General features: G+C 65.0%; 9 protein-coding genes. 8 read left to right on the top strand and 1 reads right to left on the bottom strand.

The features are described from left to right. The first annotated feature begins 93 nt into the window (after positions 1-93). The 4 genes from ACWKV4_RS05395 (at position 94) to ACWKV4_RS05380 (ending at position 6478) form a co-directional block, all read left to right on the top strand. Positions 94-1686, top strand: a complete 1593-nt coding sequence (locus ACWKV4_RS05395; RefSeq protein ID WP_483830715.1) for an ABC transporter substrate-binding protein — start codon at positions 94-96, stop codon at positions 1684-1686. 133 nt (positions 1687-1819) lie between these two features. Next, positions 1820-4399, top strand: a complete 2580-nt coding sequence (locus ACWKV4_RS05390) for a bifunctional diguanylate cyclase/phosphodiesterase (protein ID WP_483830716.1) — start codon at positions 1820-1822, stop codon at positions 4397-4399. Between the two features lie 268 nt (positions 4400-4667). After that, positions 4668-5072 (top strand): nuclear transport factor 2 family protein, encoded by a 405-nt coding sequence (locus ACWKV4_RS05385; RefSeq protein WP_483830913.1) that lies wholly within the window; start codon positions 4668-4670, stop codon positions 5070-5072. Between the two features lie 101 nt (positions 5073-5173). Then, positions 5174-6478 carry an APC family permease gene (locus tag ACWKV4_RS05380; RefSeq protein WP_483830717.1) on the top strand — a complete coding sequence of 435 codons (1305 nt, stop codon included), beginning with the start codon at positions 5174-5176 and terminating at the stop codon, positions 6476-6478. A 7-nt stretch (positions 6479-6485) separates the two neighbouring features. Here the strand turns inward: ACWKV4_RS05380 and arfB are convergent, their stop codons facing one another. Further along, the gene (gene arfB / locus ACWKV4_RS05375) at positions 6486-6899 is read right to left on the bottom strand and encodes an alternative ribosome rescue aminoacyl-tRNA hydrolase ArfB (protein ID WP_483830718.1); all 414 of its coding nucleotides are present in this window, start codon (positions 6897-6899) and stop codon (positions 6486-6488) included. Positions 6900-7278: 379 nt separating this feature from the next. Between arfB and ACWKV4_RS05370 the strand changes: the two genes are divergently transcribed. The 4 genes from ACWKV4_RS05370 (at position 7279) to ACWKV4_RS05355 (ending at position 24994) form a co-directional block, all read left to right on the top strand. After that, on the top strand, positions 7279-20067 hold the full coding sequence (locus ACWKV4_RS05370; protein ID WP_483830719.1) for a BapA/Bap/LapF family large adhesin: 12789 nt from the start codon (positions 7279-7281) through the stop codon (positions 20065-20067). 174 nt (positions 20068-20241) lie between these two features. Then, positions 20242-21627, top strand: a complete 1386-nt coding sequence (locus ACWKV4_RS05365; protein ID WP_483830914.1) for a TolC family outer membrane protein — start codon at positions 20242-20244, stop codon at positions 21625-21627. After that, positions 21624-23783: a type I secretion system permease/ATPase gene (locus ACWKV4_RS05360; protein WP_483830720.1), complete on the top strand. Its 2160-nt coding sequence runs from the start codon at positions 21624-21626 to the stop codon at positions 23781-23783. The genes ACWKV4_RS05365 and ACWKV4_RS05360 overlap by 4 nt, the downstream gene beginning before the upstream one ends. Then, positions 23783-24994 carry an HlyD family type I secretion periplasmic adaptor subunit gene (locus tag ACWKV4_RS05355; protein WP_483830721.1) on the top strand — a complete coding sequence of 404 codons (1212 nt, stop codon included), beginning with the start codon at positions 23783-23785 and terminating at the stop codon, positions 24992-24994. The genes ACWKV4_RS05360 and ACWKV4_RS05355 overlap by 1 nt, the downstream gene beginning before the upstream one ends. Positions 24995-25053 lie beyond the last annotated feature (59 nt).

Genomic DNA, 25053 nt, shown 5'->3' with positions numbered 1-25053 from the left:
AGCCGCTCGGAACGAACCGGCCAGATAAAGACCTCATACCTTGATACCTCAGCGGTAGCGGTCACTCTCACTCGACTGGATGGAGCCTCTTGCATGCGTTTCACCTATGCCCTTTCATTGCTTGCCGCCGGGGTGCTGGCCGCGGTGCCGGTTGCGCAGGGTTCGACCCTGATTTACTGCTCCGAAGCCAGCCCGGCCGGCTTCGACCCGGCCCAATACACCTCGGGCACGGAATTCGACGCCGCGGCAGAGACGGTCTTTAACCGCCTGGCGCAATTCAAGCGCGGCACTACCGAGTTGGAGCCTGGCCTGGCTACCCGTTGGGAGGTGAGCGCTGATGGCAAGACCTATACCTTCCACCTGCGCGAAGGGGTGAAGTTCCACACGACCGAGTACTTCACGCCCAGCCGGGACTTCAACGCCGATGACGTGCTGTTCACGTTTGAGCGAATGCTCGACAAGCAGCAGCCTTTCCGCCGGGCCTACCCCAGTGAGTTCCCGTACTTCACCGACATGGGGCTGGACCAGAACATCACCCAGGTGAAAAAAACCGACGACCATACCGTGGTGTTCATGCTCAAGGACACCGACGCAGCCTTCGTGGCGGACCTGGCCATGAGTTTTGCCTCCATCCAGTCGGCCGAGTACGCCGCGCAACTGCTCAAGGCGGGCCACCCCGAGCAACTGAACCTGCGCCCCATTGGCACCGGGCCGTTCGTGTTCGGCCGCTATCAGAAGGACGCGGTGATCCGCTACAAGGGCAACACTGCCTATTGGAAGCCCGAAGACGTAAAGCTCGATGAGCTGATCTTTGCCATTACCCCAGATGCCGCCACCCGCCTGCAAAAACTCAAGGCCGGCGAATGTCAGGTCAGCGGCTATGCGCGCCCGGCGGACCTGGTAGAGATGAAAAAAGACCCTAAGCTCCAGGTACTGGAGCAGCCTGGCTTCAACGTAGGCTTCCTGGCCTATAACACCCAACACCCACCGCTGGACAACCCCCAGGTGCGGCAGGCGTTGGACATGGCCATCAACAAGCAGGCCATCGTCAGCACCGTGTTCCAAGGCGCGGGCCAGGTCGCTCAGAACGTGATGCCGCCGACGCAATGGTCCTATGACGGCAGTATCAAGAGCGCACCCTACGACCCGGAAAAAGCCCGCCAGTTGCTAACCGCCGCCGGGGTCAAGCCGGGCACCGAGATTGCCCTCTGGGCCATGACCGTGCAGCGCGCCTCCAACCCCAACGCCCGTCAGTCCGCGCAAATGATCCAACAGGACTGGGCCAAGGTCGGCATCAAGGCGCGTATCGTCAGCTATGAATGGGGCGAGTACATCAAGCGCGCCAAGGCCGGTGAGCACGATGTGATGACCTATGGCTGGACTGGTGACAACGGCGACCCGGACAACTGGCTGGGCGTGCTCTATGGGTGCGGCGCCATCGGCGGCAGCAACTATGCGCGCTGGTGCAACAAAGACGTAGACGCCCTGCTGCACAAGGCCAAGGCCCTGAGCGATCGGGACCAACGCACCCAGCTGTACACCCGCGTGCAGCGGTTGATCCATGATCAGGTACCGGTCAGCCCCATGGCCCACTCCACCGTGGCCCAACCCATGAGTACCCAGGTGCATGGATTCAAAATCAACCCCTTCGGCGTCACTGGCTTCTATGGGGTAAGCCTGGACTGACTCACCCGGCATGGTGGCTTCGGCCAGCGTACGGGCGACGGGCTGTCAGGGTAAGGGCTCAACCCTGGCAGGCGCTGGCCGATAATAAAGCATTCGGCCAGCGCCCGGCCCTTCGCTTTATACGAGCCCTTCGATGCCAACGTTCAAGGCCCAAGCCGTTTCCCACCTGCAGATCACCCGCCGTACCGCCGGCTGGGTATGCCTGCTAGTAGGAGCCTTGTTCGCCATGGCGATCCTGACCTTGGTGGTCATCGCCAAGCGGGAGAACCTGCATCAGCAGGCGCACAGCGAATCCGACGCCCTGCGAGCGCTTAACGCAGACCTGGATTTGCTGAGCCGAGCCCTCAAAGACTACGCCTTCTGGAATGACGCCTACCTGCACCTGGGGCGTACGCCCCTGGACCTGGCCTGGGCATTCGAGGGTGATAACCTCGGGCCTTCCTTGTATGCCAACTACTCGTTGGAAGGTACCTTCGTATTGGGGCCGGCCTACGATCCGCGTTATGCGCTTATCCAGGGCCAGCTCAGCCAACAGTCGGCCCAGGACCTGGTCAGTGAAGACCTTCGCCCCTTGCTCGAACACGCCCGCCAGTTGGCCCAGAATGACAGCGTGGCCCATGGCTTTTATAGCGTCGGTGGCCAGCCCGCGGTGGTCTATGCCGCCGTGATCAAACCCAACCCCCTGCCCGCCCGCCTGACCCTGGCTGACTTGCCGCTGCTCGTGTTCGTAGATGTGTTGGACACCGCCAAACGCCAGCGCTGGGAGCACAATTATGGGCTGCATCGGTTACGCCTGGACCTGGGTAGCACCCGTGGCACCGGCCCACACCTGATGTTACAGGGAGACGCCGGTGGCCAGCTGCGGCTACGTTGGCAGGCGGAAAACCCAGGGGACAACTTTCTACACTCGATGCTGCCATTACTGGGCCTGACTGTCCTGGTGGTGGCGGCGTTTATCGGCTGGATGTACCGCTCCGCGCTCAAAGCCGCGACCTTGATCGACGCCAGCAAAACCCGCTTGGGCCTGAGTGAGGAACGCTTCCGGGCGGTAGCCGAAGCCAGCTCGGACTGGATCTGGGAAACCAACGCCGAGGGCCGGCTGGTGTACCTGTCGGAGCGGTTTTCTAGCCTGACCGGGTTTTGCATCCAACGCTGGCTCGGGCGGCCCCTGCATGAGTTGCTGGCGTTCGACGCCCACGCCTTCGAGGGCATGGCCTTGGAAGCGAGCGGCTCAGGCAATCGAAAACTCGAATGCACCCACCTCGACAGCCTTGGCCGGCAGCATTGGTGCAGTTTGTCCGCGCGAGCCATCCGCGATGGCGCACGCATCACTGGTTACCGCGGCACGGTTTCCGATGAGACCGCTGAAACCGAAGCCCGGGCGCATATCAAGCACCTGTCCCAACACGACGCCCTGACGGGCCTGGCCAACCGTAGCTACCTGCATGGGCATTTGCAGCAACGCCTGGGCAGCAGCTCTTCGCAGGAACACCCGCTGGTGGTACTGAGCCTGGACCTGGACCGCTTCAAGCCCATCAACGACACCCTAGGCCATGGTGCCGGCGACCAAGTGCTGCGGGAAATCGCCATGCGCTTGCGCCGAGCAGTGCGCGACGGCGACCTGGTCGCGCGCCTGGGTGGGGATGAGTTCGTGATCGTGTGCAGCGACCTGCCCACAGGCTTTGACGTGGAGCAGTTCTGCGCCCGCCTGTGTGACGCCGTGGCGCAACCGCTGGCGATAGAAAGCCACGAAGTGTGCGTGGGCATCAGCATCGGGGTGGTGATCGCGCCCGTGGAAGGCGCCCAGGCTAACGACTTGCTCCGCTATGCCGATATCGCGCTATACGAGGCCAAACATGCCGGCCGCAATAACTGGCAGTTGTATGCGGCCGAAATGAACCAGCGGGTGCTGGAGCGGCGCCAGGTTGAAACCGACCTTCGGCAGGCCCTGCGTGGCGATGAACTGTTCCTGGAGTACCAACCCCGTTACGACCTGGCCGCGGACCGCCTGGTGGCCGCCGAGGCCCTGGTACGTTGGCGCCACCCCCAGCGTGGCCTGTTGCCCCCCGCGCAGTTCATTCCGGTGGCCGAGGACTGCGGGCTGATCATTGCCCTGAGTGACTGGGTATTGAACAGTGCATGCCGGCAGGCAATGGCCTGGGCGCAGCCGTTGATGGTGTCGGTAAATCTTTCACCCGTGGAGTTTCAGCGCGGTGACCTGGTCGAGCGTGTACAGGCAGCGTTGATAGCTTCCGGCCTGCCAGCCTCTCGCCTGGAGTTGGAAATCACGGAGAGCACCTTGCTCGAAGATACCGACCAGGCCCTGCACACCCTGGAACGGCTTAAGGGCCTGGGCGTACGCCTGGCCATGGACGATTTCGGCACCGGTTATTCCTCCTTGAGCTACCTGCGGGCCTACCCTTTCGATGCCTTGAAAATCGACCGCAGTTTTATCCGCGACCTGGATGGGTCCGAACACAGCGGAGCGATCATCGAAGCTATCGTACGGCTCGGCAAGGCCCTGGGCATGACCGTCACTGCCGAGGGCATCGAAACCGCGGCGCAGTTGGAACAGCTGCGGCCCTTCTGCTGCGAGCAAGGCCAAGGGTTCCTGCTGGGCCGGCCGATGTCGTTGCAGTCTTTCACCGCGCTGGGCGCGGCGCCCGAGGTAGAGCATGCCAGCCCCAATCGACAGGTACCCTCCTACACCTGATCGCATAAGTATGGCCCGGCTCGGCTACTACGAGATAGTTGCGGCGGTAGTCAATTCGCTGGCTGGCGCCAGCTCCCACAGAGGGAAGTGGCGCCCGTCAATATCGCCTTGGCCCTGCCCACGCAAGCAGGGCATGCAAAAGGGCATAAGTCAGGCGACCACCTGTAACAAAATGCGCTACAGTTGTACGACGTCCGCTAACTGGCGACGATTACCACACACAACAATAAGGAACGCGGGTATGAATGCAGCGAAATGGCTTGGGGCTATGGCCTTTGTGTACGCAGGTGTCGTGAGCGCGGCCCAGCCGGCGCCCGAGCAAGCCGTGGCTAAAGCGGTGGACCAACTGACCCAAGCGATGTGGCATAAGGATATTGCCCAACTCAATGCCCTTACCGCCAGCAACCTCAGCTACGGCCACTCCAGCGGCAAGGTGCAAGATAAACAAGCCTTTATCGATGACATCGAAACCGGCCGCAGTGGCTTCAACCGGCTGGAGATGCAGAACCAGACCATTGTGATGTCCGGCGACACCGCCCTGGTGCGCAATCACTTTTCGGCCGAGGCGGTGAACAGCGGCAAGGTAGTGCCCACGGAGATTGAAAACTTCCAGGTGTGGCAAATGCAGCACGGTACGTGGCTGCTTATCGGTCGTCAGGCCTTTAAGTTCTAGATCCTTTACATATAGAGGCGGACGTATAGGTCGAACCTTGAAGTAGCGAGGCGCTCTGATCTTGCACTGCGGCCATCGCCGCCTCAAACGAGCACCTCGCCATGACCACAGCCACCGCGCCCACTGCCCTGCACAGGGTGATTACAACCCCGTTACTGATGCTGTTTATCTTGGGTGACGTATTAGGGGCCGGGGTGTACGCTCTGGCGGGTACCATCGCTGGGCGCGTGGGTGGGGCCATCTGGGCACCGTTGCTGATCGCCCTGTTCTTTGCACTGCTCACCGCCGCTTCCTATGCGGAGCTTGTGACCAAATACCCCCGGGCAGGTGGCGCGGCGGTATTCGCCGAGCGTGCCTTCGGCAAACCGATGTTGTCATTTTTGGTGGGCTTTTCCATGCTGGCCGCGGGCGTTACCAGCGCTGCCGGGTTGGCGGTGGCGTTTGGCGGCGATTACCTGGGCGCGTTCGTTCAGTGGCCGGCCAGTTGGGTCGCGGCAGGCTTTTTGGTCATTGTCGGGCTGCTCAATGCACGTGGAATCAAAGAATCCCTCAGCGCCAACCTGGTCATGACGCTTGTGGAACTCAGTGGCCTGCTGATGGTGGTCGCGGCGGCTGCCTGGTTCACCGTCGGTGGTCATGCGGTACCCGCCCGCTTGCTGGAGGTAGACGCCCAGGCACCAGCGGCGGCCATTCTCGGCGCCTCGCTATTGGCGTTTTATTCGTTCGTGGGCTTTGAAACCTCTGCCAACCTGGCCGAAGAAGTGCAGGACGTTAGCCGGGTCTACCCCAAGGCACTGTTCAGCGCGCTGCTGATCGCGGGGGTGATGTACCTGCTGGTGGGCGCTGGCGCGGCGCTGGTGTTGCCCGTTGACCAGCTCAAGGCGTCCAGCGCGCCCTTGATGGAAGTGATCAATGCGTCCGGCCTGGGTATTCCACCCCGCTGGTTCGCGGTGATCGCGCTGATCGCGGTGGCCAATGGCGCGCTGCTTACGATGATCATGGCCAGCCGCCTGGCCTATGGCATGGCCCGTGAGGGGTTGTTGCCGCGAGTACTTGGGCGCGTGATGCCACAGCGCGGTACCCCGGGCTGGGCCATTCTGGCCACTACCCTGGTTGCCATGGCCCTGACTTTTACCAGCACCCTGGAAATTCTTGCGCAAACCGTGGTGCTGTTGTTGCTGTTCGTGTTCCTCAGCACCAACGTGGCGGTATTGGTGCTCAAGCGCGATAAAGTAGCCACTGAGCATTTCAGCGTGCACTGGGTCTTCCCGGCCTTGGCGGTGCTGTCGTGCCTGCTGTTGTTGGCGCAGCAAACCCCGGCCACCTGGTTGCGGGCAGGTGTGATGTTAGCGGTGGGTTTGGTGTTGTATGGGGTCAGCCGTGGCGCAAGCAGGCCCGCAGCGTAACAAAGGGCTAAAAATCCACCTTTCCCCTACCCGCCTTGATACTGCCGCGCTTGCCCTTGGCATCCAGGCGGCGGGTTTTCGAGGCCCGGGTCGGCTTGGTAGGCCTCCGGGCCTTTTCCACATGGGTGGCCGAGAGAATCAACAGCCGTAATCGCTCCAGCGCATCCACCCGGTTTTGCTCCTGAGTGCGGTACTGCTGTGCCTTGATCACCACTACCCCGTCGCTGGTGATGCGGCTGTCGCGCAACGCGAGCAGGCGCTCCTTGAAAAAAGGCGGCAGTGACGAGGCCTGAATATCGAAGCGCAAGTGTACCGCGCTCGAGACCTTGTTCACGTTCTGCCCGCCCGCGCCCTGGGCACGGATAGCGTTAAGTTCGATTTCGCTGTCTGGCAATTGAACAGTATTTGAAATATCCAGCATGAGCCTGCCTGAGCTACGGCATAAGGGCCGCTACCTTACCTAAAGCCTGGCAGTTGACGCCAGCCGCGCCGTACCGGCCGCCTATCCCCTGTGTGAAACGCTGCTTGTCGGTTATACAACCGCTGATTCACCCCTTCTTAGGCTTATACACACTTTGCTCCATGGTTTGAGCATTTCCAAGCAAAGTGCATTGATTTAACGGAAGTTACGAATATGTGAGGTGTTTTCTTCCTTGTACACCCGGCAGAGCCCTAAGCAAAGAGGGGTTGATTCTGCTATACCTCATCCTGGGTCTCTTCGGATCCTATTTAGATGCCCGGCTATTTTCATTTAGGCCACTGGGTATCGCGCACGTCATCGGATGAAGGCAGGGGAGTAAATGGACAATATCGTAGTCGCCGACAAATCTACTTCCGAACTCACCGCGCGCGCGTGGGGGGATTTACAACTGCCACAGCCCGGGGTGGTGCAGATGCCCGTGGCGCCCGCGCAGGTAGCCAGCGTTTCTCGCAGTGGTCAGAACGCTATCGTCACGCTCAAGTCCGGTGAGCGGGTGACCGTTGGCAATTTCTTCAATGCCAGCGCCGAAGGCGTACGCAGCGACATGGTGTTCCAGGGCGAGGACGGTGTGCTGTGGCAAGCCCAGTACAGCGCCGAGGCCTTCAATGGGTTTAGCTTCACCCAACTTTCTGCCTTGGATGACCTGCTGGTAGGCGCCGGGGTTGTAGGCAGCGCCACGCCTGAATGGGCCATCGCCGGCCTGGGCGCCCTGGGGGCCGGGGGCGCAGGCGCGGCCGCGGCCAGTGGCTTGGCAGGTGGTGGCGGCGGTGGCGGCGGTGGTGCCGCACCCGCCGATACCACGGCCCCCGATGCCCCCAGCAATCTATTATTGGGCGGTGACGGCCTAGGCTTGACTGGGTTAGGTGAAGCTGGGGCCACGATCAATGTGTTCGATGCCTTCGATGCGGTACTGGCAACAGGTACGGTGGGGGCCGATGGTCGCTTTGCGGTCACGCTCAGCCGGGCCCAGCTCAATGGCCAGGCGCTGTCGGTGACGCAAACTGACGCCGCTGGCAATGCCTCACCGGCCGCTGGCTTGTTGGCCGCGGACGTAACCGCGCCTGATGCGCCTACGAGCGTGGTGATCGATGCCAGCGCACGTGTGCTCAGTGGCCGGGGTGAAGCTGGCGCGACGGTAAGCGTGCGCAGTGCCAGCGGCGCGCTGCTGGGTACGGCGGTGGTAGCAGCCGATGGTCAATTCACCGTTGCCCTCAGCAGTGCTCAACTCAATGGCGAAACGTTGGCCGTTGTTCAAACCGACGCTGCCGGCAACGCCTCCCCTGCCGCGAGCCTGATCGCCGCTGACGTGACTGCCCCCGCGGCGCCTATCAACCTCGCCCTGGACGCTACCGGCGGCGTGCTAAGCGGTAATGCCGAAGCCGGCGCCACCGTCACCGTGCGGGACGCCAATGGCACCGTATTGGGCACCGGTTTGGCCGCCGCTGACGGCACCTTTAGCCTCTCGCTGATCATCATTCCTGGCCCCGGTGCCAGCCTGGCGGTCAATGCCACGGACGCTGCCGGTAATGCCTCGGCCGATGCCAGTCTCAGTCTGCCCCTGGCACCTCTGGGCCCAGACGTTACCGCGCCAGCCATCGCTACCGATGTGGTCATCAGCGGCGATGGCATTTTGCTGAGCGGGCGTGGTGAGCCTGGCGCGCTAGTGACCCTGTTCGATGCCGCGGGCAATGTGCTGGTCACCGGCCAGGTGGCCGCCGACGGCACCTTCGACCTGCCTGTGATACCCGGTGTAATCAGCGGCCAAGTGTTGCAGCTTACCTTGACCGACGCCGCCGGCAATGTGTCGGCCAATCTGCCTATTCAAGCCCCGGACCTGAGCCAGCCGCCGGCACCCACCAATCTGGTGTTTAGTGCCGATGGCCTGAGCCTTAGCGGTTTCACCCGGCCCGGGGCGCGAATATTGATGCGCAACGCTGTTGGCCGAGTGGTGGGCGCGGGGCGTGCCGGCGCCGACGGCAACTTTACCTTGACGTTGGACGTGGCGTCTCTCGACGGCCAGGTATTCGACGTCACCGCCACCCTCGGCAACGGCAACAGTTCCTTGCAAGCCCTGGTCACCGCGCCAGACGTCACCCTGCCCTCTGCGCTCACCGACCTGGTGATCAGCAGCGACGGCCTGGCCCTGAGCGGCCAAGGCGAAGCCGGCGCCAGTGTTACCGTGGTCAACAGCGCGGGAGCCGTGATCGCCACCGGTACCGTAGCGGCCAATGGCACCTTCGTGGTAGCGCTCGCCCCGGCGGTAGCGGTTGGCGCCAGCGTGGGGGTGCGCCAGGCCGATGCTGCGGGGAACCTGTCAGTCGATAGCAGCGTGGCCGTGCCTGCCACCCTGCCCCCAGCCCCCGCCAGCTTGGCGCTAACCACCGATGGACTTAACCTGACCGGTACCGCCACCGCGGGGGCCACCGTGGAAGTGCGCAGCGCCGACGGTACGCTGCTGGGTAGCGTGACTGTCGCGGCCGACGGCACCTTCAGCGTGCCCCTGAGCAGCGCTCAGCTTAACGGCCAATTGTTGGACGTTACTGTACGCGGCGGCGCTAGCGGCACCTCCGTCACCGCCTTGGTTACAGCGGCGGACATCGTCGCCCCTGGCGGGGCCACGGGCCTTGCCATCAACCCCAACGGCGCGCTGCTCAGCGGCCGAGGCGAAGCCGGTGCCGCCGTTACGGTACGCGACCCCACTGGCACTGTAGTCGGTACCGGCACCGTGGGTGTCACGGGCAGCTTTGCGGTGCTGCTCAGCCCTGCCCAACTGAATGGCCAAGCCTTGCAGGTCAGCCTGGCAGACTCAGCAGGCAACACCGCCGTAGCCGCAAGCATCGGCGCGCCAGACCTGGACGGCCCGCTACTGCCGCAAAACCTGGCGCTGGATACCAGCGGCAGCCTGCTCACCGGCCTGGGTGAGGCCGGGGCCACCGTAACCGTACGCGATGCTACCGGTGTTGTGCTGGGCTCGGCAGTGGTAGACGCCGACAGTCGCTTCAGCGTGGCCCTCGCTACCCCGCAAGCCAATGGCCAGGCCCTGCAAGTGAGTGCGGTGGGCGCCACAGGCATTGCTTCATCCCTGGTGCCCTTCGTGGCGCCAGACGTGCAGCCGCCCGGCCCGGTCGCCAACCTGGCCATCGTCGGCCAGGGCCTGGTGCTGACCGGTACCGGCGAAGCAGGCGCCACGGTACGGGTGCTGGACGCCAGTGGTACAACCCTGGGCACCGGGCAAGTGGCCGCTGATGGCAGCTTTAGCGTGAGCCTGTCAGCGGCCCAAGTGCGCGCCGAGGCCTTGGAAGTACTGACCTCAGACGCCGCGGGTAACCTAAGCACGCCGGTGGCCTTTACCCCGCTGGACCTTACTGCACCGGCTCTACCGGGTGACCTGTCCATTTCCGCCAATGGCCGTATTGTCAGCGGCAGTGGCGAGCCGGGCGCCAGCGTGACCGTCAGCAATGCCGCAGGCGTTCCTATAGGGACGGGAAGTGTAGCGGCCAATGGCCGTTTCGATGTGACCTTGATCCAGGCGCAGGTCAACGGTCAGGCCTTAGGCGTAAGCCAGGCCGACGCCGCTGGCAACAGCACCACGGCCGCACCCTTGACCGCGCCAGACATTCTTGCCCCGGTCGCACCCACCGCGCTGGCAGTGGTCGACAACGGCAACACGCTGACCGGCGTGGGCGAGCCCCTTGCGCAACTGACCGTGCGTAGCCTGAACGGCACCGTGTTGGGTAGCGGTGCGGTCAACGCCGACGGCAGCTTTAGCGTTGCGCTCAGTGCGCCGCAGGTTAACGGCCAGGCCTTGCAAGTGGTGCAGGCCGATGGCCAAGGCAACCTCTCGCCCCTGGCCAGCGTCAGCGCCCCGGACACCAACGCACCGGCCACCGTGGGCGCGCTGGCGTTAAGCGGCAATGGCGCGATGCTTAGCGGAACCGGCGAGCCCGGCGCCACTGTCACCGTGCGCGATGCCACTGGCGCTGTAGTGGGCAGCGCCCCGGTAGACGTGAACGGCAATTTTAGCGTGGCCCTAACCCCCGCCCAGCTTAACGGCCAGGCCCTGAGCGTGGAACAGGCCGACCCCAGCGGTAACCTCTCCACGCCCGACACCCTCACCGCCAACGACCTGAGCGCCCCGGTAGCCCCCACGGTGCTCAGTTTGAGCGCCGACGGCCTGTCGGTTGTTGGGACCGCCGAAGCCAATAGCCGAGTGGACGTGCGCGACCTGGGCGGTAACCTGCTGGGCAGTGGCACCGCCAGCCCAACTGGTAGTTTTTCGGTCGACCTGAGCACCGCCCAACTCAATGGCCAAGGCCTGCAACTCACTGCGACCGACACTGCCGGTAACCGCTCGCAAACGCTTGCCACCAGCGCCCTGGACACTACGGCGCCGCCTGGCGTAACCAACCTGGTCATCAGCCCCGATGGCACGGCACTGTCAGGCCGGGGCGAAGCGGGCGCGCTGGTTACCGTGACCAACGCCGCCAACCTGGTGCTGGGCACAACCACGGTGGGCCCTGGCGGCGTATTCAGCTTGGCGCTTACACCGCCGGCGACCACCAATGACCTGCTCAGCGTGGTCGAAACCGACGCCGCCGGCAATTCCGCTTCACCGGCCACCCTCGCAGGGCCAGACGGCACTCAAGTGGTCACCCCTGGCAACCTGGTGCTGTCCTCGGACGGCTACACCCTGACCGGCACCGGGCTGGCAGGCACCACGGTCAACGCCACGGATGCCAGTGGCGGCACCCTGGGCACTGCCTTGGTGGGCAGCGGCGGCACCTTCCGCATGTTCCTGCGCTTCGCCCAGCTTAACGGCCAGTTGCTGCATGTGAGCGCGACCGATGCTGCCGGGCAAGGCTCGGTGGCCACAACCGTGCTGGCCAGCGACGTCACCGCGCCGGACGCGCCCCTGTCACTGGCCGTGATCAATGGTGGCGGTCTGGTTACGGGCCGCGGCGAGCCTGGGGCGAGCGTTACCGTCAGCGATGTCAATGCCACCGTGTTGGGTACAGCGATCGTGGGCAGCAATGGCAGCTTTACGTTGCCGCTCAACCCTGTCCAGCTCAACGGCCAGGCGCTCACCGCGGTGCAAACCGATGCCGCGGGCAATGTGTCCCAAGCCACCGCGTTCACCGCGCCAGACCTCCAAGGCCCGGCAGCGCCTACCGGCCTGGTCATCAACACCTACGGCACCGTGGTAGAGGGCTTGGGTGAAGCCGGGGCGACCGCTACCGTGCGCGACGCGGCGGGCACTGTTCTGGCAACCGCCACCGTGGACCAGAACGGCGCCTTCCAAGTGGTACTGCCCGTGGCCCAAAACACCGGCGCGGCGCTGTCGGTACAGCTGACCGATGCCGCGGGCAACGGATCGCCCAGCGCTACCGTCGGCACCCCGGACTTCACGCCCCCGGCCCCAGTAACGGGCCTGCTGATCAGCGCCGATGGCAGTAGCCTGTCAGGGCTTGGGGAGCCGGGCGCCCGGGTAAACATTATCAACGCCGCTGGCGCCCTGCTCGGCACCGCTGTGGTAGACCCCAATGGGGTATTCGCGGTAGCGCTGACGCCCCCTTCAACCAATGGCGAAACCCTGGGCGTTACCCAGGCCGATGCCAACGGCAACCCGTCGACAGCGGTCAACTTCGCCGCCCCGGACATCAGCCCACCGGCGGTGTTGAGCGCGGTGGTCATCAACGCCGATGGCGTGACCGTGACCGGCCAGGGCGAACCCGGCGCCACTGTGTTCGTGCGCGGCCTGGATGGAAGCGTGCTGGGCACTAGCCTGGTAGCCCGTGACGGTTCTTTCAGCGTGATCCTGACCAGCCCACAGGTGAACGCCCAGCCGTTGACCCTCAATCAGGAGGACCCACCCGGCAACGAGGGCCCCGCGGTAACCCTGCTGGCCCCGGATATTCAGGCCCCTGCCAGCCCCAGCGATCTGGTGATCAACGCCAGTGGCTTGCAGGTGGCGGGCCGCGCCGAGGCCGGTGCCTTGGTGACCCTGCGCGATGCGCAAGGCACGGTATTGGGCAACGCTCTGGTCAGTGCCGCGGGCAGCTTCGTGGCCACCCTGAACGCGCCCCAGCTCAATGGCCAAGTGCTCAACGTGATCGCCAGCGATGCGGCGGGCAACCTGTCGGCACCGGTCACGCTGACCGCCATTGACCTTACCCCACCCGCTGGCGCCAGCAGCCTGGCGGTCTCCGCTGACGGTGGCACCCTCACCGGGCTGGGCGAAGCGGGCTCCATCATCACCGCCAGCGCCGCCGACGGCACCCCGCTGGGTACCACGACCGTAGGCACCGATGGCCGCTTTAGCCTGGCGCTGGTGCCGGCCCCCGCGGCCGGTGATGCCTTGGCGGTGATTGCCAGTGATACCGCTGGCAATGCGTCAGCCGCGGCCCTGGTAATCGCCCCAGGTGCCCTGGCGCCAAGCACCGCCAGCAACCTGCTGTTAGGTAGTGATGGCCTTAACGTGACTGGGGTAGCCGATGCCGGGAACGTGGTGCGGGTGTACAACGCCACAGGCCAATTGCTTGGTACTGCCCTGGTAGGCAGTGACGGTACCTTTACCGCCCCCTTGCTGGCCGCCCAACTCAATGGCCAGGCGCTAACGGTGATCGCCACCTCCACCGATGGCATCGTGGCGCCAGCGGCTGCCTTGCTCGCTTCGGATGTAACCGCGCCCTTGCCAATCACCACCTTCAGCCTGGCCAGCGATGGCGCACGCCTCATCGGCTTCGGTGAAGCGGGCGCGACCTTGCGGGTTCTGGCCCAGGGTGGCTTGATTCTGGCCACCACCACGGTGAACGCAGACGGCGCCTTTGCCGCCACGCTGGTGCCGCCGCAACTGGCGGGCCAACCCTTGAGCCTTACCCTGGTGGATGCGGCAGGGAATGAATCCCTGGTTACCACCCTTACCGCGCCAGACCTGACCGCGCCCCCAACGGCTACCGGCCTTGGCCTGAGCCCGGACGGTGGCGTGCTTACGGGTAATGGGGAAGCCGGCGCAACGGTCGCGGTGCGAGACGCGACGGGCACCCTGCTGGGGACCGGCACGGTACGCCTGGACGGCACCTTCGAAGTGGCGATCATCCCTGCTCAGGCCAATGGGCAAACCTTGGCGGTCACCCTGGCCGACCCTGCGGGCAATACCTCGTTACCCGCCGCGGTCGTGGCCCTGGACACCACCGCGCCAGCGGCACTCACCGCCCTGGCCATAGGCGCGGACGGCGCCAGCATCACGGGCCGTGGCGAACCCGGCGCCCAGGTGACCATCACCGACGCCGCCGGTAACCCGGTAGGCACCGCCACGGTAGGCGGCACCGGGGCTTTTGCCGTGGTCTTGGGTACGCCCCTGCTCAATGCCGAAACCCTGACCTTTACCCAGCGGGACGGCGCGGGCAATGTGTCCCCGAGCGCGACGCTGATTACCCCAGACCTCACCCCGCCGGACCCACTGAGCAACGTGATCATCAATGACGCGGGGGCGGTAGTCAGCGGCAATGGCGAACCCGGGGCTACGGTCACTGTGCGCGATGGCGCCGGTACCTTGCTGGCCACCACACTGGTGCTGGCCGATGGCAGCTTCAGCGTGGCGCTGGCCACTGCGCAGATCAACCAGCAGGTGCTGAGCGTGCAACAGGCCGACCCGCCTGGGAACGTAAGCCCGCCGTTTGCCCTGCTCGCCCCAGACCTGACCCCGCCAGCGCCGCCAAGTAACCTGGCGATCAACGCAGCCGGTGATCAGCTCAGCGGCACGGGCGAACCTCTGGCGCAGGTACGGGTGACCCTGGCCGACGGCAGCCTGGTGGGCACCGGCAGCGTGGGTGCCACTGGCGCCTTCCAGATCACCTTCACCAACCCGGTGAACAATGGCCAGGCCCTGCTGGTGACGCTCACTGACAGCTCCGGCAACGTCTCGCCCATCGGCGCCTTGGGCGCGCCTGACAGCACCGCCCCGGCAGCGGTGACCGGCCTGGCCCTGGACACCGCTGGCAGCGTGCTTTCCGGCCTTGGCGAAGCGGGCACCCGCCTGGTGGTGACCAACGCCAATGGCGACCCCCTGGCGCTGGGAACCGTGGCCAGCGACGGCACCTTTGCCGTGGCCTTGAGTACGCCACAGCTCAATGGGCAAGTGCTACAGGTGGTGCAGCAAGACGCCACCGGCAACCCGTCGGTTGCCAGTCAACTGACCGCCCGTGACCTTACCCCACCCGCGGCCCCAGTCGTCACCGCACTGGCCAGCGATGGCCTAACCCTGACCGGCACCGGCGAAGCCAATGCCAGCGTACGGGTGCTGGGTGCCGATGGCTCAACCTTGAGCAACGCGACGGTAAACGCCGATGGCACCTGGGTCCTCAGGCTAAACAGCGTGCAGCTTAACGGCCAGGCCCTGACCCTCACTCAAGCCGATACCGCTGGCAACACCTCCGCCGCGGTGCCCTTCGTGGCCTCCGACACCACCGCGCCAGGCTTGGTGAATAACCTTGCGCTGAGTACCGATGGCCTGAGCCTGACCGGTACCGCCGAAGCCGGGGCCCTGGTAACAGTCACCGGCGCTAATGGCCTGCTCCTGGGCACGGTTCGCGCTGCGGTGGACAACACCTTCAGCCTGGTGTTGGGTAGCGCCCAGCTCAATGGCCAAACCCTGAACGTGGTGCAAACGGACTTGGCCAACAACACGTCTGGCAGCGCCAGCTTACAAGCCGCGGACCTTACGAGCCCGGTAGCGCCTACGGTCACCAGCCTGACCAACAGCGGCCTGCTGCTCAGTGGTACCGCCGAAGCGCTCAGCACGGTGACGGCGCGGGCCGCCGATGGTAGCCTGCTGGGCAGCGGCCAGGCAGGCAGTAACGGCCTCTACGCCATCACCCTGAACACCGCCCAGGCCAATGGTCAAGCCTTAAGCCTGGTGGCTCAGGACGTGGCGGGCAACCTGTCCGGCGTGCTGCCTTATACCGCCCCGGACACTACCGCGCCTGATGCAGTCACCGCCCTGGCGGTCAGCCGCGACTACACCACCCTGGCCGGCCGCGGCGAACCCGGCGCCCTGGTAACGGTGACCCTGGGTGCCCAAACCCTGGGCACCGCCACCGTGGGCGCCGACGGCACCTTTGTGATCACCCTGACCGGGCCTATCACGGCCAACGACACCCTAAGCGTGCGCCAGGCGGATGTGGCCGGAAACGCCTCGGTGGCTGAAACCCTGGTCGTTCCCCAGGTACCGCCACCCCTGGCGCCCACCGCGCTGGTACTCAGCGGCGATGGCCTAACCCTTAGCGGCAACGCTACCGCTGGCAGTACCGTGCGGGTGTACGGGACAGGGGGCTCGCTGTTGGGCAGCGCCGTAGCAGCCGCCAATGGCACGTTCAGCGTTGCGCTTTCCAGCGCGCAAACCAACGGCCAGGTACTGGACGCTACCGCCACCACCCAACCGGGTGGCGAGTCGGTGCCTACTGCCCTGGTGGCGCCAGACACCACTGCACCTGTCGCGCTCACCGACCTGGCCATCAACGGCACCGGCACCCTGGTGACTGCCCGCGGCGAGGTAGGCGCGACCGTGACCCTGCGCGCCCTGGACGGCAGCGTATTAAGTACAGCGGTGGTTGGCCCTTCGGGTAGCGTGAGCCTGACCCTCACCCCACCACAGGCCAATGGCCAAGGGCTGACGATCAGCCAGGCCGATGGCGCGGGCAATGCTTCGGCGGCCCAAAGCCTTACCGCGCCAGACATTACTCCACCCGCCGCGCCTACCCAGTTGGCCTTAAATGTGGCGGGGTTAGCCTTGACCGGCCGTGGTGAGGCAGGGGCAACCGCGCAAGTGCGCGACCCCACAGGCAACCTGCTGGGCAGCGCGGTGGTGGCGGGCGACGGTAGCTTCAGCGTGACCCTCAACAGCGCCCAGCTCAATGGCCAGGCATTGAGCGTTACCCTGACCGACCCGGCCAATAATGTGTCCCCTCCAGCCAACCTGGGCGCCGCCGACACCACGCCACCGGTTACCCTCAACAACCTGCAACTGAGCAGCAGTGGCCTGCAAGTGAGCGGCACTGGCGAAGCGGGCGCGACCATTACCATCAACAGCGCTGCCGGGGCGGTACTGGGCACGGGGGTGGTAGGGCCAACCGGTAGCTTTACCGTGCAACTGAGCGCCGCGCAGCTCAACGGCCAGGTACTGACGGTGCGGGAAACCGATGCGGCCGGCAACGCCCTGACCGGCAGCCTTACCGCGCCGGACGTGACCGCGCCTACCACGCCTCTGGACGTGGCTGTCGCCCCTGATGGCAGCGTGGTAACGGGTACTGGCGAGGTCGGCAGCCGCGCCAGTGTGTATGACGCCAATGGCACCCTGCTGGGCAGTGCCACGGTCGGCGCCAACGGGGCCTTTACGGTGGCCCTAAGCCTGGCGCAAGCCGATGGCCAGGCGCTGACGGTGCGCTTGACCGATGCCGCGGGCAATGGCTCGTCCTTGGCCAGCGTCACCGCGCCGGACATCACCCCACCGGCGGCCCCGGCCACGGCCGTGGTTAGCCCCAGCGGCACGCTGGTCAGTGGTACCGGCATTGCCGGGGCGCGGATTTTCGTGCGCAACGCCTTGGGAGTATTGCTAGGTACCGCCACGGTAGCGGCCAACGGCACCTGGGCGGCGACCTTGAGCCCAGCGCAGGTGGATAATCAGGCCTTGAGCGTGGTCCAAGCCGATGCCGCCGGCAACCTGTCCACGGCGCTGAGCGTGACCGCCCCGGACCTCACCCCTCCATCTGCGGCCACCGCCCTGGTGGTGGCCGCCGATGGCAACAGCCTTAGTGGCATCGGTGAAGCGGGCGCTACCGTCACGGTGCGCGGTGCCAGTGGCGCGGTACTGGGTACGGGGATCGTGGCCGCCAACGGCACCTTTACCCTGGCCCTCGGTAGCGCCCAGATCAACGGTGAGGCACTGAGCGTGGGCTTGGCCGATGCCCGTGGCAACCTGTCTGTGAGCAGCAGCGTTATTGCCCCGGATATCGACGCGAACCGCCCGGTGGTGGCCAGCGACAACTTGGCCACCGCCAGCGTAACCTTGGCCCCGGTGTTTACCACCCGCAACTACACCGACAGCTTTAGCACGGCGCTTACCGGCTTCAGCAAGGCCTTTACCTTCACGGTTGCCAGCGGCACCCGTGTGGACCCGCTACTGACGTTGACCACCGGCAGTGCCGCTGCCCTTTACAACGGCGCCACCTACACCTTGCAGGTGCAGGACGCCAGCGGCAACTGGGTGACCCTGGGCACGGCTCAAGGGGGCAGCCTGGTCAATGTATCGCTGCTGGCAGGCCAGGGGGTGCAGGTAGACATTGGCGCGCTGCTGGCAGGTAACTACCGGCTGGTGGTGGCCAGCAATGGCATTGGCGTGCTTACCAACGTCACCAGTAACCTGCAACTGGATATCACTAGCCTGACGCAATTTAGCGGCACCGCTGGCGCCTTGCTCAATGGCAACGTGATTACCGACGTGGGGGTGGACGGCACCGCTGACATCACCGGCCCTGACAACGGCGCAGTGGTGCAGGTGCTGCGTAACGGTGCCTTCATCAACACCGCCGGTGGCGTTACGGTGCAGGGCCAGTATGGCATCCTCACCATAGACGCACGGGGTAACTACACCTACGCCGCCAATGGCAGCACCGCGAGCGTGGGCAAGGTGGATGTGTTCACCTATCAACTGACCCACCCCAATGGCCTGAGCGACACCGCCAACCTCTATGTGCGTATCGACAGCCCGCAGGCCGCGGAGGTGTGGAACAGCGGCAACCTGGCGGCGCCCGCCACCGTGATGGACGCCACCTTCGACATTGCCAACTCTGCCCTGAGCCTGGCCAACAAGGTGACCTCCACCACCAGCCCCTTGGGTAGCGTTTCGGTCCTGCTGGGCGGCGGTTCGGGCAGCTTCAGCTTTAGCGTGGCCGCCGGTACCCTGAGCGACCTTACCCTTACCCTTTCGGCCACCAACCTGTTGTCGGTGCTGGGCTCAGTGGTGCTGGGCCTGTACAAGCTCAACCCGGCGACTGGCCAATACGTACTGGTAGGTACCTGGGGCGGCGCGGGCCTGGTGGGCCTAGGCGGTGGCGCGGTAGGGGTAACGGTAGACGACCAAACCGCCGGCACCTACCAAGTGCGTTTATCGGTAGGTGGCGTGGGCGTGCTAAGCACCGTGAACGTAGGGGTGGTCAATGTGGCGACCTATAACAACCAGTTCACGGTCAGCAATTACACCCCGGTCACCGGCAACCTACTGACCGATACCGCGGGTGGCGGTGCCGATGTACTGGGCTCTGCCTACACCCTGCTCAGTGTGCTGACCGCCGGTAACTACGTGATACCCGGCTACAACGGCACCGCCATCGCCGGCACCTACGGCACCCTGCTGGTTAAAGCCGATGGCAGCTATACCTATACCCTCAACCCCGGATTGACCGATGCAGCCATTGGCCGCCAGGACGTGTTCACCTACAACCTGACCCACCCCAACGGCACCGCGGACAGCGCCACCCTGACGGTTAACCTCAACCCTGCCGGGGCTGCGGTGACCAGTGCCAGCCTGGCCACCTTAAGCAGTACCCGCCTGGGCGAGGACCACGGCACGGCCCTGGCCGCCAGCGACGCGCTGACTGTCCAGGGCACTGACGGCAATGACACCTTGGACGGCTCACACGGCGGGGCGATCACCCTGATAGGTGGCGCGGGCAACGATACCTTGATCATCGTCGACCAGCGGTTTGCCTCGGTCGATGGCGGCAGCGGCACCGATACCCTGCTTTGGGCAGGCGGCGCGGCCACCATCGACCTGGGCAACCTGCACGGGCGTATCCACAACATCGAGGCCATCGACCTGAACACCACGGCGCCAGTAAGCCTGACCCTGGGCCTCTCGGACCTGCTCAGCGTGCTCTCGGCAGATGCCACTACCCTGCTGATCAAGGGCACCGCTCAGGACAGCCTGCACGTTACTGGGCACTGGCAGGCAGACGGTACCCAGCACTCAGCTGGCGTGAACTATCTTCAATACACCCCTCAAGAGGATCCGACCCACCACCTCTGGGTACAGAGTGGGATACAGATCGTGTGACATCGCCCTGCCCGCCCGTTGCCCTGACCTAAACGAAGGCAACAGGCGTGGCCCGGCACAACGGCCCATGGGCTCTCCGGGCGCCATGGTCGTGAAAAAACGACGGATATCAAGTAAGGGACAGCAGTGAATCGAAGGATAACTGGATGTTTGCGCCCGCCAGCCTGGTTGGCGCTGGCGGTGTTAACGACACACGTCTGTGCCCATGCCGCCCCACCTGACATCGACCCTGCCTTGCTGCGCATCAGCCCACGCCCTGATCGCCAGGCGGCTCAGGCGCCACGCTCGGCGCCCTCGGTGCGCAGCCCCATCGCCGAGGGCGGCTTTGACCTGAGCCAGGCCATTGCCCTGGCGGTGGAATGGCACCCGAGCATTACCCAGGCGGTCAGCCAGCTGTACCAGCAAGGCGAGGCCATCAACGCCGCCGAGGCCGGCTACCGGCCGCAGATCTCCGGCGGCGTGAAAGCCGGCGTGGACAGCGGCTACAACGGCGAGCGTGGTAGCCAGTCGCTGAGCCTGTCGCTCAAACAGATGCTGTATGACTTCGGCAAGGTCAGCAGCGCCGTGGACACCGCCCGCGCCCGCGCCGCACAGGCCCAGGCGCAGCTGTTGTTGGCCGTGGACCAAGTGGCCCGGGACACCGCCTATGCCTATGTGGAAATGCAGCGCTATCGGAGCCTGCTGGCCACGGCCGAAGACCAGGTACAAGGCCTGGGGCGTATCGTGGAGCTGGCCCGCCGGCGCAGCGACATGGGCGCCAGCACCCGCTCCGATGTGGTGCAAGCCCAGTCTCGGGTAGACGGCGGCCTGGCGACCCTGCAGGAATACCGCGCCGCCTATGCCCGCTGGCAAGCGACCCTGGCCAACCTGCTGGGCCGCGCGACCACGCCAGACGGCAGCGAAACCTACCCCCCAGCCTTGGCCAACGCCTGCCAGGCCGGCGAATCGGGCGGCGATACCCTGCCGGCGGTGCTGGCGGCCTTCGCCCAGCGCAACCAGGCCCAGGCCGAACTGGCCCAAGCCAGGGCCCAAGCGTTTCCCACGGTATCCCTGGAGCCCTCGGTGAATCATTACCTGGACAACGGCTACAACGAAGATAACCCCTACCTGGATCGCACCCAGGCGGGTATCTACCTGAACGTCGAAGTGCCCATCTACCAGGGTGGGGCCACCAGCGCCCGTAGCCGTGGCGCCAGCTATGCCTTAAGCGCCGCCGATGCCGCCGAGGACGCCGCCCGCTTGCAAGCGCGCCAAGGCTTGGCCGAAGCCCGAGTGCAAACCTTGAGCCTGGGCAACCGCCTTACCGCCTTGCAACAACGCCAGGGCCATATCAGTGAAGCCCGTGAGCTGTACGGGCATCAGTACCTGGAGCTGGGCACCCGGCCCCTGCTGGACCTGCTCAACGCTGAGCAGGAGATCTACCAGGCACGCTTCGACCTTACCAACACCGGCGCTGACCTGCGTCGGCTGCAAGTAGACTGCCTGTACAACAGTGGCGCCATGCGCCGCGCCTTTGCCCTGGAGGGGCGCAGCCTGCAAGGGGTGGAGGTATTGCCATGACTGACGTGAGCCCTGTTGCCCCACAGGTCGCGGCCAGCGGGTTGCCGCCTGTGGATTACGCACCCTGGAGGGAAGCGATTTTATTGGTGGCGCGGCATTACCGCCTGGACGTTTCCCCAGAAAGCGTGCGGTTGGCCTCGCTGAACCGGGACCAGCCCCTGGAACAGGTGATCCGGCAAATGGCGCGTCAGGCCGGGCTTACCGCCAAGTTCAGCGGCGCCGACGCCCGTGCCCTGAGCCGTTGGCGCATGCCGCTGGTCGTCGAACTGACCGATGGCCAGGTAGGCGTGGCGCAAGGGATCGGCGCAGAGGGTGAACTGGGGGTGGCGTTCAGTGGCGACCAAGGCCTGCAAAGCCGCCTGGCCTTGGCTGACCTGCCGGGCCAGCTGCGGCGGATCCTGGTGCTGCGCCCTAGCCGGCCCTTGGCGGATGCGCGCACCGATGAGCATATTCCACCTTACGACGAGCACTGGTTTCGCCGCATCGTACTGAGCGACCTTCGGCCTTATGGGCAGGTGATGCTGGCCTCGCTGGTGGCCAACCTGTTGGGCATGGCCGGTGTGCTGTTTTCCATGCAGGTGTACGACCGGGTGATACCGGCCGAATCGCTGCCCACCCTCTACGTGCTGTTTGGTGGAGTGATGCTGGCGGTGGCGTTTGATTTTCTGATGCGCCTGATGCGCCTACGCATCACCGATCTGCTGGGCAAGCGCGCTGACCTGCGGGTGTCGGATGTGGTGTACGGCCATGCCTTGCGCCTGCGCAATTCGGTACGGCCCCGCTCCACCGGTTCCTTCATTGCCCAGTTGCGGGAGCTGGAGCAGATCCGTGACCTGATCACCTCTAGCACCGCCACGGCTTTGGCCGATGTGCCGTTCTTTTTGCTGTTCGCCCTGGTGTTCTACCTGATCGGCGGGCCCTTGGTGATCATCCCCCTGGTGGCGCTGCTGGCCATGGTGATTCCCGGCGTACTGTGCCAGCGGCGCCTGGCGCGCCTGGCCAACGCCAACCTGCGCGAATCGGCCCTGCGCAACGCCATGCTGGTGGAGAGCATCCAGGGCCTGGACGACCTCAAAGGCTTGCAGGCCGAACAGCGCTTCCAGCAGCAATGGAACCGCTACAACGCCGCCTCCGCGCAAAGCAGCCTGCAACTGCGTACCCTCACCAATAGCCTGGTCACCTGGACCCAGAACGTGCAGAACGCAGTGTTCGCCGTGGTCATCGTGATAGGCGCGCCCATGGTGATTGACGGGGACATCACCACCGGCAGCCTGGTGGCGCTGTCGATGCTGGCGTCGCGGATGATGGCGCCCATGGCCCAGTTGACCCATGTGCTGACCCGCTGGCAGCAGGCCAAGGGCGCGCTGCAAGGGTTGGACAAACTCATGCGTTTGCCCATTGACCACCCCGAGGGCAGCAGCCGCGTACACCTACCCGCGATCCGCGGGGACTTCCAGCTGGCCCAGGCAACGTTCCGCTACAGCCCAGAAGCGCCAGTGGCGCTGACCGTCGACCAATTGCGCATTCGCCCTGGCGAGCGCATCGCCATTCTGGGCCGCAACGGCGCGGGCAAGTCCACCCTGCTCCAGGCCCTGGCCGGCAGTATGGACCTGGCCACCGGGAACATTACCCTGGACGGCATTGCCTTGAACCACATCGACCCGGCGGACCTGCGCCGTGACGTGGGCCTGCTGCTGCAACAGGCGCGCCTGTTCCATGGCACCCTGCGGGAAAACCTCACCCTCGGCGCTGGGCTTGCCAGCGATCAGGAACTGATCGCAGCCTTGGCGGCCACGGGTGCCCTGGACTTCGTGCGCCAATTGCCCAAGGGCCTGGACCACCTGCTGCATGAAGGCGGGCTGGGCTTGAGCGGTGGGCAGCGCCAGAGCCTGCTGATGGCACGCTTGCTGTTGCGCCAGCCACAGGTGCTGCTGCTGGACGAACCCACCGCGGCGCTGGATGACGTGACCGAACGCACGCTGCTCGAAGACCTGGCCAAATGGAGCCGTGGCCGCACCCTGGTGGTGGCGACCCACCGCGTCAGTGTGTTGCAGCTAGTGGAGCGGGTCATCGTGGTGGACAACGGCCGCATTCTGATCGACGACGCCCGGGATGCCGCCCTGGCCCAATTGCGCCAACCTGGAGGGCCACAGTGATGAAAGCTTCGACCGGTACCTCGCTGGCAACCTCGCCAGCCGGCACCCCTTCCTACCTGGACGGTAGCGACGATCGCGCCCTGACCCACTCCAGCTACGTGGTCGCCCTCACTGCCCTGATGCTGGCGGCCTTTATCGGCTGGGCCGCTACCTTCGAGGTAGTGGAAGTGTCCAACGGCACCGGTAAGGTGGTGCCCAGTTCCCGGGAGCAACTGATCCAGTCCCTTGAGGGGGGTATTCTGGCCTCCCTCAATGTAGCCGAAGGCGATGTGGTTCAGCGCGGCGACGTACTGGCCCAGTTGGACCCGACCAAGACCGAGTCCACCGTCGGAGAGAGTGAAGCCCGTTATCGCGCGGCCCTGGCCAGCGTGGTCCGGCTAAGGGCCGAGGCCAGTGACCAGGCACTGAGCTTTCCGCCTGCCCTGCAGACATCGGCAGAGCTGATACGCAGCGAAACCCAACTGTACAACAGCCGTCGGCGGGGGTTGGAGGCAACGCTGAACGGCATCAACGAATCCCTCAAGTTGGTGCGCAGCGAGCTGGCCATTACTGAAAACCTGGCCAAGATCGGTGCCTCTAGCCGAGTCGAAGTGATCCGCCTGAACCGGCAACGCTCGGAGCTCGAACTCAAGGCCAGCGAAGCGCGCTCAGAATACGTAGTGCGGGCTCGGGAGGAGTTGGCCAAGGCCAGCGCCGAGGCCGACAGCCTGGAGCAAGTGATACGGGGCCGGGCCGATTCGCTGTCGCGCCTGACCCTACGCTCGCCAGTGCGCGGCGTGGTCAAAGACATCGAGGTGACGACCCTGGGCGGAGTAGTGCCGCCCAACGGCCAACTGATGCAGATCGTGCCCATGGACGACCGCTTGCTGATCGAGGCGCGCATTGCCCCTCGGGACATTGCCTTCATTCACCCTGGGCAATCGGCCAAGGTGAAAATCACCGCTTATGACTATTCCATCTACGGCAGCCTGGACGGCACGGTAGCGAATATTTCACCGGACACCCTTCAGGACGAAGCCAAGCCGGACGTGTTCTATTACCGGGTGTACATCCGCACCGCCAGCGATGCCCTGCTTAACAAAGCCGGCACGGCCTTCCCTATCGTGCCCGGCATGATCGCCAGCGTGGACATTCGCACCGGCGCCAAGACCGTGCTCGATTACCTGCTAAAACCCCTCAACCGCGCCAAAGAGGCCCTGCGCGAGCGGTAGCGATATATCCCGTGTAGGAGCTGGCAAAGCCAGCGAACAGGGCCTTACGTGCCAGGCTG

Source organism: Pseudomonas artemisiae (assembly GCF_057128685.1).
This window is presented reverse-complemented; position numbering and strand designations above follow the sequence as displayed.